Origin of the sequence: Ligilactobacillus faecis (assembly GCF_029889745.1) — a bacterium.
GTDB lineage: Bacteria > Bacillota > Bacilli > Lactobacillales > Lactobacillaceae > Ligilactobacillus > Ligilactobacillus faecis.
Genome location: NZ_CP123639.1, coordinates 1,169,423 through 1,184,269, shown reverse-complemented (window position 1 = coordinate 1,184,269; position 14,847 = coordinate 1,169,423). Strand labels below are relative to the sequence as shown.

The following is a 14,847-nucleotide window of genomic DNA, read 5'->3' as shown; positions in this document are numbered from 1 at the left end:
TTAGTTAGTTATTTGAAAGTTCATCTCTTAATTTAGCTAACTCTTTGAGTTGTTCCTCATCAAAAGGTGATCGTCGCACTAAGGCCTGATCTTGATATGTCCGCGTTGCTTCGTGGACCTCTTGTTTAGCTCGCTTGATATCTTGATAAAGCTCCCACGCAGGTTTACGTAAAGCTCCTTGGGAAAAGACAGCCCATTGTTCGGCTCCGTCACTTGTCGCAACTGTAACTTGTGTCAGGCGCGTTTGCAACTGTCCTGCCAAGCGTTCGATATAGCTATCAGCCGTCTGACCTTCATCAGTCCAAACGATCTCTAAACCATAACGTTCATAGCTTTGGCCAAGTCCTGGCACATACATTGCATCAAAAGCAACGATGATCCGCGCATTTACTTGCTTATGGTAAGCAGATAAAATGTGTAACAGCTTATCACGGGCTGCTTCGAGTTGATCAGCTTTTTTTAACCGTTCTAATTCTGGCCAATGCCCGATCATATTATAGGCATCGACTAATAAGATCTGCTGTTTCATTTTAATTGCCTCTTGAAGTAAAACCTTGATAGATCAACAAACTAGCAGCAACGCTAGCATTTAAACTTTGCACATGCCCGACCATCGGGATCGTGAGCATCTCATCACATTTTTTCTTTAATAAAGGCGCGATCCCCTTACCTTCATTTCCAATCACTAACGCTGTCGGTCCTTTGGCACTCCATTTTCTAAAATCAGTTCCGTGCATATCTGTTCCAAAGACCCATAAGCCACGTTTTTTCAACTCTTCTACCGTCTGAACTAAATTAGTTACACGACAGACAGGCACATATTCGATCGCTCCCGTCGATGTTTTAGCTACTGTCGCAGTCAACTGTACTGCACGACGTTTAGGAATGATGATCCCATGGATCCCAGCAGCATCAGCAGTTCGCATGATCGAGCCGAGATTATGTGGATCCTCGATCCCATCTAAAATGATAAAGAACGGATCTTCACCCTTCTTTTCAGCCTGTTCAAATAATTGGTCTAAGCTAGCATATTCATACGCTGCTACAGCTAAAACGACTCCTTGATGATTTTGACCATCGGCTAATAGATCTAACTTAGCTTTAGGAACTTGATTGACGATCACATCTTTTTTCTTTGCTAAAGCACTGATCTCTTTTAGAGCATCTGCTTTGAGTCCACTTTGGATAAAGACTTTATTGACAGCTTGCTTGCTTTTTAAAGCAGCTAAAGCCGGATGACGTCCGATCACGAAATCTTCATTTTGTGCCATTATTTTTCTCCTTCCTCGACAGTTTTGATACACCAAGTGGCTAACTCATCTAACCGCTCTTTTTGTCCACTCAAATACAAATAACCAAATAATGCTTCAAAGCCAGTCGAGATCCGATAAGTCACGACCGAAGTATTTTTAGCTGAAGTATAGCTTTTAGCATTGCGCCCACGTTTGAAATATTCTTGTTCTTCTGGTGTCAACAAAGCTTGTTCTTCCATTTTTTTGATCAACATCGCTTGCGCTTTCGCCGAAACATAATGGGTAGCCCGATGATGCAAGCGCGTTGGTTTGGTCATTCCTTGAGCTAAAAGGTGATCTCGGATATAAACTTCATAGATCGCATCGCCGATATAGGCTAGTGCGATCCCATTCATTTGTCGGTAATCTGCTGTCATAATTATTCTCTCTTCCACCTTGTTCCTTGAGGTGTATCTTCTAAAATGATCCCTTGTTCTTTCAACTGATCTCTGATCGCATCGCTTGTAGCAAAATCACGTTTAGCTCGTGCTTGATCTCTTTTAGCGATCAAGATAGCGATTTTTTCATCATCTAAATCAGCTTCTTCTAATTTGATCCCAAAGATCGTAGCTAACTGCGCAAAATTCGCTAAAAGATAGCGCAACGTTTCTGCACTGACTTCAGTTTTAGTCGCATAGACGTTTAATTGCTTAGCGATCTCATATAAAACCGTGATCCCATTTTGGGTATTGAAATCGTCGTCCATTGCTTCTACAAAAGCAGCTTGATGTGCTAAAAATTCGGCTTCGACATCTTTTTCAAGTGGCGTTTCAGTGGCATCTTTAAGACGATAACTTGCATTTTGAAAAGCGGTCTTCAATTTATTCAAATTAGCAGTCGCGTCTGCAAGATTAGCTTGACTATAACGGATCGGACGTCGATATTGCGTCGTAGCCATCAAAAAACGAATGATCTGCGGATCAAGCGTTTTGACAAGTTCATGGACCGTCACAAAATTTCCAAGCGATTTACTCATCTTTTCATCATCTTGTCCGATCGTGACAAATCCGTTATGCATCCAATAGTTAGCGAATTTTTGCCCTGTTTTAGCTTCACTTTGGGCGATCTCATTTTCATGATGCGGAAATTCCAGATCTTGACCACCGGCATGGATATCGATCGTTTCACCTAAGTATTTCGTAGCCATCACTGAACATTCGATATGCCACCCTGGACGCCCTAGACCCCAAGGAGACTCCCAAGCGATCTCACCTGGTTTAGCTTTTTTCCATAAGGCAAAATCTAAAGGATCTTCTTTTTTCCCTTGATCTAAAGCAGTTACACGTTGACTAGCACCTAATTCAAGTTCATCTAGTGCTTGCCCTGAAAGCTTACCGTAATCTTTGAATTTTCGTGCTCTAAAATAGACATCGCCTGCCACTTCATAAGCATAACCTTTTGCAACTAAAGCTTTGACAAAGGCGATGATATCATCCATCGTTTCCATCACCCGTGGATTTTTAGTTGCTTTTTTGATATTCAAAGCTGAAATATCAGCGTAAAAAGCTGCAATATACTTATCGGTAAGTTCTTTGACACTTAGACCTGTTTCTTGGCTAGCTTTGATGATCTTATCGTCAACATCGGTAAAATTAGATACATAATCAACAACATAGCCACGATATTCTAAATAGCGCCTAACTGTATCAAAAGCGATCGCCGAGCGGGCATTGCCAATATGGATATAGTTATAAACAGTCGGTCCACAAACATACATACTGACTTTACCTGGAACTTGCGGATGAAATTCTTCTTTTTTATTCGTCAGAGTATTATAGATCTGGATCATGATAATTCCCCCTTCTTAATCATTGTTTAGTAAAAAAGAGCTGTTCCCTTGGGTACGGCTCTTTTTTTAGCTGCCTTGCGGAGACTGACGTCTTTGATCGCAGCTTTTACTTTATGACATTAAGCTTCCATTTCAGTTAATGTTTGTTCTAAATGACGTAAAACTTTTTTGCGTCCTAAAAGTTCGATCGAAGGTGCAAGTTCTGGACCATGCATCTCGCGGGTCGTTGCGATCCGGATCGGCATATAAAGTTTTCGGCCACGAACGCCTGTCTCTTTTTGGATCTTACGGATCGTTTCTTGGATCGAAACTGCATCAAAGATCGGTAAAGTCTGCATTCGCTTAGCAAATTCATCTAACACGACCTTCGCCGATGGATCAGCTAATTCCGCTTTGGCTGCTTCATCTAAAACTGGTGGTTCATTGAAAAAGATCTCAGCCATCTCAGCTAATTGCCCTGTATAAGACATTTGACGCTTATACAAGTTGACTAATTGACGGACCCATTGGATCGTCATGACATCTGGATCACTTGCGATCTTTTCAGCTTTGATCAATTGTTTCAAAGAAGAATCAGTGATCTCATCACTATCTGCTGCTTTGACGTATTGATTGTTGATCCATTCGAGTTTCTTGCTATCAAAAGCAGCTGGTGATTTGCTCAAACGTTTTGGATCAAACATCTTGATAAAGTCTTTCTTAGAAAAGATCTCAGACTCACCTACTGGAGACCAACCTAATAAAGTGATAAAGTTGAACATCGCTTCTGGTAAATAACCAAGGGAACGATATTGTTCGATAAATTGTAAGACTGTTTCATCACGCTTAGAAAGTTTCTTACCTGTTTCAGAGTTGATGATCAAGGACATATGTCCAAAAACTGGTGCTTGCCAGCCAAAAGCTTCATAGACGGCTAATTGTTTAGGCGTATTAGCAACATGATCATCGCCCCGTAAAACGTGTGTGATCTCCATCAAGTGATCATCAACAACGACCGCAAAGTTATATGTCGGCATCCCGTCGCGTTTTTGGATGACAAAGTCGCCCCCGATCGTATCAGAGTTAAAGCTGACTTTACCTTTAACGATATCGTCCCATTCATAAACTTTGTCATGTGGTAAACGGATCCGCACGACTGGCTTTAAGCCTTTAGCTTGAGCTTTAGCTTGAACTTCTTTGATCTCTTCTTCGCTCATGCCTTCATATTCGTAGACATAGCGTGGAGCTTCGCCACGAGCTTTTTGTTCTTCACGTTGCGCTTCGAGTTCTTCTTCTGTCATGTAAGATTCATACGCGAGACCTTTTTCCAATAATTCATTGATCAAAGGACGGTAAATATCTTTACGTTCTGATTGACGGTAAGGACCGTAATTACCTGGCTTGTCTGGACCTTCATCCCAATCGATCCCTAGCCAAGCTAAGTTATCCATCTGACTCTTTTCGCCGTCAGCGATATTTCTCTTTGTATCTGTATCCTCGATCCGTAATACAAATGTTCCCTTGTTATGCCGTGCAAACAAGTAATTGAATAAAGCTGTTCGAGCATTACCGATATGCAAATGTCCAGTTGGACTTGGAGCATAACGCACGCGAATCTTATCTTTTGCCAAATTAAGCGCCTCTTTCTGATTATTTTGATAATTAAAAGAACTTTTAGTTCCCTTCTTATAGATACTCTACAATTTTACACTGGATACGCTAAAAAATAAACTCTACGCTAGAAATTCCTTAGTTTTTTTCCTTGAGTTTCTTCTTTGAATGGTATGGTTTGGCAAAGATCATTCGCCCAGCGTCAGTTTGCAAGGCCGAGGTCACTTCAACTTCGATCGTTTTATTCATATAGTAACGTCCATCTTCAACAACGATCATCGTCCCATCGTCTAAGTAAGCGACCCCTTGTTGTCTTTCAGTTCCGTTTTTGATGACCATGACATTCAAGCGTTCGCCTGGAATGACACGCGGTTTCAATGCTTTAGCTAAAGCATTGACGTTTAAAACTTTGACATTTTGAAATTCACTGACTTTATTTAAATTGTAGTCATTTGTAACGATCACCGCATCAAGCATTTTAGCTAACTTGATCAATTTTGAATCGACTTCTTGAATATCGTCAAAATCACCTTCATACATCTCGACTGGCACGATCTTTTCGTCGCGCAGTTTATTTAAAATATCTAAACCACGTCGCCCCCGAACACGTTTGATGCTATCGCCCGAATCGGCAATATATTGTAATTCATACAACACAAAGTTAGGGACGATCAAAGTTCCTTCTAAAAAGCCAGTCTTAGCTAGATCATAGATCCGACCATCGATCAAAATATTCGTGTCTAACAACTTGTATTTATAAAAATTATCACCGGCTTTTCGTTCTAAAACGTTATTGTTTTCACTGTCTTTTTTCCGGGTTCTAGTGGAAAAAATTTTAGGTAGATCGCTCAAACGCGTCCGTCCAACAAACCACCCTAAATAAGCAAAAACGATCATCAAGATCACCGGTAAGATCGTATTGACAAAAAAGAGCGATGATTGCCAAAAGAGCGTTGAGATCAAAACGGCGATCACAAGTGAGACGATAATTGCGATACTTTCTGAGATAATGACCTCCGTCTTTTGCCGAGCTAACGTCTCCTCAACTTTTTTTAAGATCCCCTCGACTGGTTCAGTCAAGAAAAATGAACAGATCATCAGTAAGCTAAAACCGATCAACATATTGATGATCCCGTTATAAAGAACAGGTTGGTCGATATTCAAAATGCGCCATAAACTTGGTAAAAATGAATATCCAGCCCCGATCCCTAAAAATGCAAAGATCAATCGAATTATTCTTTTGCGCATAACTTAATTCCTTTCTTTTTTATTTTTGAATCAAAAAACATGTCGTAATGCTTCACTAAGTGTTTTGACACCGACAACTTGAATATTTGAGGGTAACTCTAGATCAGTTAGATTGTTTTGTGGGACAAAGACGCGCTTGAACCCCAATTTAGCAGCTTCTGCGATCCGCGCATCGATCCGATTGACGCGTCTGACTTCACCAGTCAGACCCAGTTCTCCGATAAAGCAGTCGTCAGGCGCAGTTTGGGCATCGCGATAACTAGACACGATACTCATTGCTACAGCTAGGTCGATCGCAGGTTCATCTAACTTAACGCCTCCAGCGGCTTTAAGATAAGCATCTTGATTTTGCAACAACAGCCCCGCACGTTTTTCTAAAACGGCCATGATCAGTGAGATCCGATTATGATCAAGTCCTGTCGTTGTGCGCTTAGCATTGCCAAAGGCGGTTGGCGTCACAAGTGCTTGGATCTCAGCTAAGATCGGCCGCGTTCCTTCAAGTGAAACAACAACGGCTGAACCAGTTGCTCCACTCAAGCGTTCTTCTAAAAAGATCTCTGATGGATTCGGTACTTCGACTAATCCCCCATCACGCATCTCAAAAACACCGATCTCATTTGTTGAACCAAAACGATTTTTGACAGCCCGTAAGATCCGAAATGACCGGTGCATATCACCTTCAAAGTACAAGACCGTATCGACCATATGCTCTAAGATCTTTGGTCCTGCGATCGCTCCCCCTTTCGTCACATGACCGACGATAAAGATCGTGATCCCATTTGTTTTAGCGATCTGCATCAAAGCTGCGGTAACTTCACGGATCTGCGCCACACTCCCGACTGCTGAAGTGATCTCTGGCATCTGCATCGTTTGGACCGAATCGATCACAACGTAGTCTGGCTTTAATTCTTCGATATTTTGTAAAATACTGCCCATATCTGTCTCAGGATATAAATAAAAATCGCTCCCAGAAACACCGAGCCGGTCAGCACGGAGTTTGATCTGACTAGCACTTTCTTCTCCTGAAACATATAGTAATTTTCCACCTTGATCAGCTAAGCTTCCTGAAACTTGTAAAAGCAACGTTGACTTACCGATCCCTGGATCGCCCCCGATCAAGACCATTGAACCTGGAACGATCCCTCCGCCTAAAACGCGATTCAATTCTGCATTTTTAGCATCGATCCGTGGCGTCTTGGCGACCGTAACTTCTTCGATCTTTTGGGGCGCAGTCTTTGTGCCTGCTAAGGTGACCCGTGGTGTCGCTTTTAAAGTTGCTGTCTTTTGTTCGACTTCTTCGACTAAAGTATTCCACTCACCGCAATTTGGACAGCGGCCTAAGTAGCGCGGTGAGACATAGCCACAATTTTGACAAACATATTTACTTTTTGGTTTTGCCACTTATTTTTTTCTATATCAAATGTGAGCAAATACTTCTTGATGAAGTTATTTGAGAAAGCAATATAGTTTTCCTTTCTTGAGCTTATTTCATGCAAAGCGATATCCATCACATTTTATCTTTCTCGTGGATATCAGCAGTTCGATCCAGTTGCCTGCGCACTACATATTCTTTTGAGTACACAGTATACCCGAATTTTACTAAAAAAATTTATAAGATAATCTTAAATCATTAGCGCCCAGATGAACCAAACCCACCTGTTCGCTCTTGTAATGGGGCTTTTTCAGCATCTGCCAACAAATATGGTAAAAAGATCCCTTGCCCTAAACGTTCACCTTTTTTGATCACTTTATTCGTTAGTCCAAAATTGACTAATTGAAAGAAGATCTCACCTTCATTGTTAGCGTTATTATAGTAGTCAGCATCTACGATCCCGACACCATTTGGCAAGATCAAGCCGTATTTTAACGGATTGCTCGAACGATTGGCTAACATCAAGAATTCATCGGGTTGCATATAAGCTTTGATCCCAGTAGGAACTAAATAAGGACGCAAAACAGCTTGTGCCTCTGTTAATTCACTTTGGGTAAATTCTTTTTGTTTGCGTAAAGCCCACAAGATCTTTAAAAGATCCCGGCGCCAAATACTTGGTAAAACAAAATCTTTAGCCGCACAAAAATCATACCCCGCTGCGTTTTTTGTGGCGCGCACTGGTAATTCGATCTCTTCAGTAGCATACTTTGAAACGACTTCAAATCCTCTTTTCATGTTTAAAACGTGCTATATCTAATGTAGTCAAAAATATAGCTTTCCTCCCTTGTTTGCATTGTCGAACACAACTACTTCCCATAGTTTTAAGTCATAAACCAAGACTACATTAAACACTATTGGTTTGAAAGACTTAAAGATCAGTGGTTGAGTATTTCGTGTATCGAACTTATTCATTTTAGTAGTTATTGCCATTACAATTATGATACCATTAATTTTGAAGGCAAACAGCATTTCGCTCTCATTTATTGATGCTGTGCAATCAATCGAACGGAGGCACTTTTATGGATTTCAAATGGCTAGAAAACCAACTGATCTGCCAAGATGAACATGAAGAGATGCTTGGCAATATCGGATTTAAGATGATCAATAACGAGCAAACTTATGTTATCGAACATACTTGGGTCGCTGATAAAGCGCGGGGGCAAGGTCTGGCTGAAAAGATGACTGTTTTCTTCTTAGAACATGCACGTTCTGAAAAGAAAACGATCTTGCCCCTCTGCTCGTACACACAAAACTATTTCAAGAAACATCCAGAGTTAGAAACGCTCTTGTTCAAACAAGCAAAGTAAATTATGGGAAGGATCAACTACTTACAATGGATCAAAATGAATTAAAACGTCTTGTCGGAGAAAAATCAGTCGAATGGATCAAAGATGGGATGGTCGTAGGTCTTGGGACTGGTTCGACTGTCTATTACATGGTCGAAGCTTTAGGGCGCCGGATCAAAGAAGAAGGTTTAAAGATCACTGGGGTCACGACTTCAAATGTTACAGCCGATCAAGCTCGCAAGCTTTCGATCCCGCTTGCTTCAGTCGATGAAGTTGACCATATCGATCTAGTCATCGATGGTGCAGATGAGATCTCAAGTGATTTCCAAGGGATCAAAGGTGGCGGAGCAGCTCTGCTATTTGAAAAGATCGTTGCGATCAACTCTGCTAAAGTTCTTTGGATCGTTGACGAAAGCAAAATGAAAAAACACCTAGGCGCTTTTCCGCTCCCAGTCGAAGTTATCCCTTACGGTAGTCAAAAGATCTTTGACCGTTTTGAAGCCAAAGGTCTAAATCCGACCTTTAGAAAACAAGCCAACGGGAGTTTACTACTAACAGATTCAGATAACTATATCATTGACTTGCATTTAAACGAGATCAAAGATCCACACGCTTTAGCAGATTATTTGATCAAAGAAGTCGGAGTCGTTGAACATGGTCTCTTCCTTGACATGGTCAACACTGTGATCGTCGGCAAACAAGAAGGTCCTGTTATTTTACACGCACGAGATTAAAGATCAAAGATCAGGTAGCTTGCCCAATGTCATTAAGTTAAGAGAGCTTGTATCAAATTTCAATTTAGAAATTTGATACAAGCTCTCTTTTTTGACATCTATGACGTTAATAGAGATTATTAATGTACGGAGGTGAGCATTATGAATATAGCACAACTGAAAAAGTTATTTTTAACTACCCTTGACTCGATCGACCAAGAAAAAGAAAAATATGTTGTCGATCCCAAACGTGATTTTATACGTCAGAGAAAACTTGTTTTTAAAGACACGCTACTTTATATTCTATCAATGGGTGGCGGGACTATTCTAAGTGAATTATCACAACTAACAGGAGGTATACCGGAACTCACTGTTTCAGCTTTTACACAACAAAGATATAAAGTAAAAGCTGAGGCGTTTAAAAAATTCTTCCATCTGTTTTCCGATCGATTATCACAAAACACTCAAAGTCAAATCAGGATCCTAGCTATCGATGGCTCTAGTATTCATATCCCAACTGATCCAACTGATAAAAGCTCTTATTTTCCATCTCCAAATGGTCGCAAAGCTTATAATTTACTTCACCTTAACGCACTCTTTGACTTAGACAAACAAATTTATACAGATGTGATCGTCCAAAAAGGTATGGATAATGAGCGCAATGCCTTGAATAAAATGATCGCTCGTTCTAAAATCCCTAAGGCGCTCATTATTGGCGATAGAGGATATGAATCTTATAATACCTTAGCGCACATCCAAGAAAAAGGTTGGTCTTTCTTGATCAGAGTACGAAACAACAATGGCGTGATCAGTGGAATAGCACTTCCAGATGAACGCCAATTCGATAAACATTTCACACTAAAATTAACACGTAAACAAACTAGAGAAACTAAGGAATTATTTAGAGAACGTAATTCTTATAGATTTATACCGGCCAATGTGACCTTCGATTTTTTATCACAAAAAACCAAGAAAGCTGACCCAACTGAATTTTATTCACTTGAATTTAGAATAGTACGTTTTTCTGTATCCGAAGACAAGGATGTGACTGTAGTAACTAATCTAAATCAAAGTTCATATCCAGCTTGGAAACTAAAAAAGCTTTACCATTTACGTTGGGGGATAGAAACAGCATTCAGGACATTGAAACATACCTTGGGATTATTGAACTTTCACGCTAAAAAAATAGTGGGGATCCTTCAAGAGATCTACGCTAAACTTATAGTGTACAATTTCACCCAAATGATCATAGATCATGTATCACTCCAAGAAAAGGCTCGATCATATCAATATAAAGTTAATTTTACAGTCGCTGTGAGACTGTGTAGATCTTTTATTAGAGGAAAATCCCCACCAAAACGGTTAGAATCCTATATTTCTAAAAATATTCTTCCAATCAGGAATGGTCGGCATTATAAAAGATCATCCAGCAGAAGAAAAGCATCAGGATTCAACTACAGAATAACATAAAAGAACGTGCTGATAAAAAAATTTGATTAACTATCAGCTTATTTGTCGTGATAAAAAGAGATCAGATAACTACAAAATATGTTTCTGATCTCTTTTTCAATATCTAATCTTTAGTACTGTAGGCTTAACTTAATGACATTGGGTAGCTTGCCTGATCTTTTTTTTTGCAAAACATTAACAAAAACTAATTAAAATATTTACTTGACGTTAAAAAAGGATTACACTGTTGTTAACTCAAAAAAAGGAGTGAGCGTTTTTGACAAAAGAGATCAGTACTACTCAGCTTAAAAATTTTAAAGAACAACTTGAAAGTCGCAAAGACCATCGCGTCCTCACACGGACTGTTTCACAAAACGGGATCTTTGCTTCTAGTCGTGATCAACGAGCAGATATCAACTCAGTTCCGGTATTCTCGATCGATCTTGATACTGGTAAAGTTACCAATCAAAAACAATCTGGCCGTTGCTGGATGTTTGCTGCATTGAATACGATGCGTCACGATCTACGAGCCCGCTACGATCTAGCTGATGATTTTGAGTTATCTCAAAATTATACTTTCTTCTGGGATAAACTTGAAAAAGCTAACTATTTTTACGAAAATATCTTAAAAACAGCCCTTTTCCCAACTTCTGATCGAAAAGTTGCCTGGCTTTTAGCAACTCCTCAACAAGACGGAGGCCAATGGGATATGATCATGGGCTTGATCGAAAAATACGGTGTCGTACCTAAAACAGCCATGCCTGAAACTTATAATTCCTCAGCTTCAAGTGAATTCAACGCAACTTTGAATTTGAAACTTAGAAAAGATGCTGTTACGCTCCGTGAATTAGTCCAAAATAAGGCTTCTGAAGAAGAGATCGCAGCTAAAAAAGAAAAGATGTTAGCTGAAGTTTACCGCATGGCGGCCTATAGCTTCGGTGAACCCCCAACAACATTTGACTTTGAATACCGTGATAAAGATAACAACTACCATCTCGACCAAGGTCTGACTCCAAAGTCTTTCTTTGATAAATATCTTGGGTGGCACACAAGTGATTACGTTTCTGTCATCAATGGTCCAACAGCTGACAAACCATACGACCATCTCTATACGGTAGATATGTTAGGTAATGTTGTCGGTGGTCGTGAAGTACGCCATCTAAACGTTGATATGGACACTTTCAAGCGCCTTGCTGTCAAACAGCTTGAAGCTGGTGAAAGCGTCTGGTTTGGTTGTGATGTCGGGAAATCTTCTGATCGAAAAAAAGGGATCATGGATCTTGAAGTTTACCACCGTGATCAACTCTTCGATGTCGATCTTTCAATGTCAAAAGCTGAACGCTTAGATTACAGCCAAAGTTTGATGACACATGCAATGGTCTTAACTGGCGTTGATATCGTCGCTGGCGAGACTAAAAAATGGAAAGTTGAAAACTCTTGGGGAGAAAAAGTTGGGACAAAAGGTTTCTTTGTAATGTCTGACGCCTGGATGGATGAATACTGCTACCAGATCGTTGTCAATAAGAAATTCTTGCCAGAACACTTACAAGCTGTTTTGAAAGAAGAACCTAAAGTCTTAGCACCTTGGGATCCAATGGGCTCTTTAGCTTAAAAAACTCGCTTTTCTAGACAAGCGAGTCTACTCTATAAGAGGCTGTGACATAAGTAAAAAGACATCTTCAAATTCCGGCATTCGGAATTTGAAGATGTCTTTCTTTTTCCTGAAAATACTAGTTTTTAAGACTTTGTAGTGGAAAGTAACAACGAATAATAATGCTTTATGTGAAAAAGGACTTATGTCACAGCCTCTTATTTTTTATTCTAAAATTTTTTTGGTGATGATCTGTAACTGTTCGTCCAATTCATAGATGATCGGAGTCGCATTTCCAACTTCGACTCCATCGATCCCTGTATCTGAGATCTGTTCTAAATATTTGATCAAAGCTCTTAAAGTACTACCATGAGCGACAACTAACTGATCTTTATTTCGTAATAATTCAGGAGCGATCTGATCGACCCAATAAGGAATGATCCGCCGCGAAGCTTGTGCTAGACTTTCAGCTCTAGGCACGATCGAAGCTGGATATCTCTGATAACGCCGTTCTGATTCGAAATGGTCCAGTTTAGGAGGAACAGCTTCAAATGAGCGACGCCACAAAGCTACTTGCTTTTGCCCATAAAGCTTACGCGTATAATCTTTGTTCAAGCCACGTAAAGCGCCATAATGCCGTTCATTCAAGCGCCATGTTTTAGTCAGTGGTAAATAAGCTTGCCCTAGTTCCTCTAAAACGATATCAGCGGTTTTGATCGCTCGCGTCAAACATGAAGTATGGACTTTGGTCAAAGCTAACGGTTCTTTTTTTAATAATTGTCCTGCATATTTTGCTTCTTTGATCCCAGCTTTCGTTAAAGGAGAATCTGACCAACCAGTATATACGTTTTCTTGGTTAGCTAAACTTTGTCCATGCCTGATCAACACTAATTTTACCATCAAGTTACACCTTTCTTCTGCTACTCATCATTACTATGATAACTAAAAAAGCAGCGTGCAGCAAAGCCGTCCGCTACTTAAAGGCTTTTCTAGCCACTATAACGCCATTTAGGATCAGTCAAGATCCGCGCAGCGATCAAGCCTAACGGTAAAGCGATCACGATCAAAGTCGCTTGAGTCAACCAATAAGCACCGACACTGATCGAAGTTAGACCAATATTATAAACAGCACGATACATATAAAGTCCTGGGACCATGATCACGATCGCAGGGACAGTCAGTGAGATCCGGGGATAACCTGCTTTTTTACCAATACTTGAAGCTAATAGACCTGCAACGAGCGCGCCGATAAAAGCTCCCGCTGCCGGCGGAACGTGGGTGAATTCGACTAATTCTAAGCGTAGTGTATTAGCGATCATCCCTAAAGCTCCAGCTGTCGCCGCTAACTTAGGTGAACTATTGAACATCAACGAAAAGCCAAAGACTCCACAAAAACTTGCTGGTAACCGCAATAAAAATAATTGCCATGGCGCTAGCGTTAAGGGAATAAAATTTTCCGGTCGAAAATCAATACTCATCGCTGTTAACCACCCGACTAAAGTCGCGACTACGATGATCGTTAAAGCATGCGCCATCCGTTCTAAGCCCGAGCGCATATCTAATTTAGCAATATCGAGCCCACTTGTGATGAAAGGAAAACCTGGGATCACAAAGAGCATCGCTCCGATATATCCTGCTTCGTGCCGGGAAGAGAGGGGCAAAAGTAGCGATAAAAGGCGAAATGAGCACATATACATCAAACAAGCCACTAAAACACTGACAAAGATCCCTGCAAAAAGTGTGATATGACGCCGATTCATCTCAGCTCGAAGATAATTGCCAACACCTGCACCAATAAAAGCACAAAACATCTCAACGATCCCACCGCCAAGCAAAAAGACAAAGGCACTGCAAGCTAGACCAGCTGCCAAGCCTAAGATCGGGGGGCGATAAAGCCCAGCACGTTGTTTGATATCGTCTAATAAATAATGAATATCTGCCAAAGACATTTGTCGCCCGTGCACTTCAAATTCACGAACAAAATTTTCTAATTCTGTCAGCTTGCTCGTATTGACACCCGAGGTTGCTAAAGCTAGCGTTTGTGTGTAACTTTGATCAAGTTCAAAACATGTATATTCGATCGAGACCAGTCCCACATCAGCCGTACATGTCAGTCCTAAGACTCGCGCGATACTATTCATCGAATCACGCACGCGCCAAGCCCCTGTCCCACATGCCAACATCAAGATCCCGATCCGACCAACGATCGCGGTTTTTTCTTTTAAACTTGCATCGATCGCTAAAACATCCCCAGATTCACCGACAAATTCATCCCATCTGATCGACATATGGTGATGTTTCGAGAGAGGCGCACGTTTTATCTTCTTTTTTCTTTTTTCTTCCATTCTTCACCCGACCTCTTATGTAAAATTTGTTATGCTTGGTATGTATAAACAACTTTTTATTATAACACAGGCTTTTAAAGCTTAAAAAAAACGTAATCTTTTAAATTCATTT

At 40.5% G+C, this 14,847-nt stretch carries 14 protein-coding genes; 4 read left to right on the top strand and 10 right to left on the bottom strand.

Going from position 1 to position 14,847, the window contains the following annotated elements; genetic code table 11:
- Positions 1–4: 4 nt before the first annotated feature.
- The 8 genes from QFX10_RS05630 to QFX10_RS05595 form a co-directional block, all read right to left on the bottom strand.
- On the bottom strand, positions 5–529 hold the full coding sequence (locus QFX10_RS05630) for an NYN domain-containing protein (RefSeq protein ID WP_280607209.1): 525 nt from the start codon (positions 527–529) through the stop codon (positions 5–7).
- Between the two features lies 1 nt (position 530).
- Positions 531–1,271: a 23S rRNA (guanosine(2251)-2'-O)-methyltransferase RlmB gene (gene rlmB, locus QFX10_RS05625; RefSeq protein ID WP_437178596.1), complete on the bottom strand. Its 741-nt coding sequence runs from the start codon at positions 1,269–1,271 to the stop codon at positions 531–533.
- Positions 1,271–1,669: a Mini-ribonuclease 3 gene (locus QFX10_RS05620; RefSeq protein WP_280607208.1), complete on the bottom strand. Its 399-nt coding sequence runs from the start codon at positions 1,667–1,669 to the stop codon at positions 1,271–1,273. The genes rlmB and QFX10_RS05620 overlap by 1 nt, the downstream gene beginning before the upstream one ends.
- A 2-nt stretch (positions 1,670–1,671) precedes the next feature.
- On the bottom strand, positions 1,672–3,081 hold the full coding sequence (cysS, locus tag QFX10_RS05615; RefSeq protein WP_280607207.1) for a cysteine--tRNA ligase: 1,410 nt from the start codon (positions 3,079–3,081) through the stop codon (positions 1,672–1,674).
- 119 nt (positions 3,082–3,200) lie between these two features.
- Positions 3,201–4,691: a glutamate--tRNA ligase gene (gene gltX, locus QFX10_RS05610; protein WP_280607206.1), complete on the bottom strand. Its 1,491-nt coding sequence runs from the start codon at positions 4,689–4,691 to the stop codon at positions 3,201–3,203.
- 118 nt (positions 4,692–4,809) lie between these two features.
- A complete protein-coding gene (locus tag QFX10_RS05605) occupies positions 4,810–5,919 on the bottom strand; it encodes a PIN/TRAM domain-containing protein (RefSeq protein WP_280607205.1) in 1,110 nt (369 codons plus the stop codon).
- Positions 5,920–5,949: 30 nt separating this feature from the next.
- Positions 5,950–7,320 carry a DNA repair protein RadA gene (gene radA / locus QFX10_RS05600; RefSeq protein ID WP_280607204.1) on the bottom strand — a complete coding sequence of 457 codons (1,371 nt, stop codon included), beginning with the start codon at positions 7,318–7,320 and terminating at the stop codon, positions 5,950–5,952.
- A 229-nt stretch (positions 7,321–7,549) separates the two neighbouring features.
- Positions 7,550–8,086, bottom strand: coding sequence for a dCTP deaminase/dUTPase family protein (locus QFX10_RS05595; protein WP_280607203.1), 537 nt, complete (start codon positions 8,084–8,086; stop codon positions 7,550–7,552).
- A gap of 284 nt (positions 8,087–8,370) precedes the next feature.
- Here QFX10_RS05595 and QFX10_RS05590 point away from each other — a divergent pair, with 284 nt between their 5' ends.
- The 4 genes from QFX10_RS05590 to QFX10_RS05575 all read left to right on the top strand — a co-directional run bounded on the left by QFX10_RS05590 (position 8,371) and on the right by QFX10_RS05575 (position 12,411).
- Complete coding sequence (locus QFX10_RS05590; RefSeq protein WP_280607202.1) at positions 8,371–8,658, top strand: GNAT family N-acetyltransferase; 288 nt, start codon at positions 8,371–8,373, stop codon at positions 8,656–8,658.
- 26 nt (positions 8,659–8,684) lie between these two features.
- Positions 8,685–9,371, top strand: coding sequence for a ribose-5-phosphate isomerase RpiA (gene rpiA / locus QFX10_RS05585; protein ID WP_280607201.1), 687 nt, complete (start codon positions 8,685–8,687; stop codon positions 9,369–9,371).
- A gap of 141 nt (positions 9,372–9,512) precedes the next feature.
- A complete protein-coding gene (locus tag QFX10_RS05580) occupies positions 9,513–10,820 on the top strand; it encodes an IS4 family transposase (RefSeq protein WP_280605492.1) in 1,308 nt (435 codons plus the stop codon).
- A 256-nt stretch (positions 10,821–11,076) separates the two neighbouring features.
- Positions 11,077–12,411 (top strand): C1 family peptidase, encoded by a 1,335-nt coding sequence (locus QFX10_RS05575; RefSeq protein ID WP_280607200.1) that lies wholly within the window; start codon positions 11,077–11,079, stop codon positions 12,409–12,411.
- 204 nt (positions 12,412–12,615) lie between these two features.
- Here the strand turns inward: QFX10_RS05575 and QFX10_RS05570 are convergent, their stop codons facing one another.
- Positions 12,616–13,290: a 2,3-bisphosphoglycerate-dependent phosphoglycerate mutase gene (locus QFX10_RS05570; RefSeq protein ID WP_280607199.1), complete on the bottom strand. Its 675-nt coding sequence runs from the start codon at positions 13,288–13,290 to the stop codon at positions 12,616–12,618.
- Positions 13,291–13,379: 89 nt separating this feature from the next.
- Positions 13,380–14,735 carry a threonine/serine exporter family protein gene (locus QFX10_RS05565; protein ID WP_280607198.1) on the bottom strand — a complete coding sequence of 452 codons (1,356 nt, stop codon included), beginning with the start codon at positions 14,733–14,735 and terminating at the stop codon, positions 13,380–13,382.
- Between the last annotated feature and the right edge of the window lie 112 nt (positions 14,736–14,847).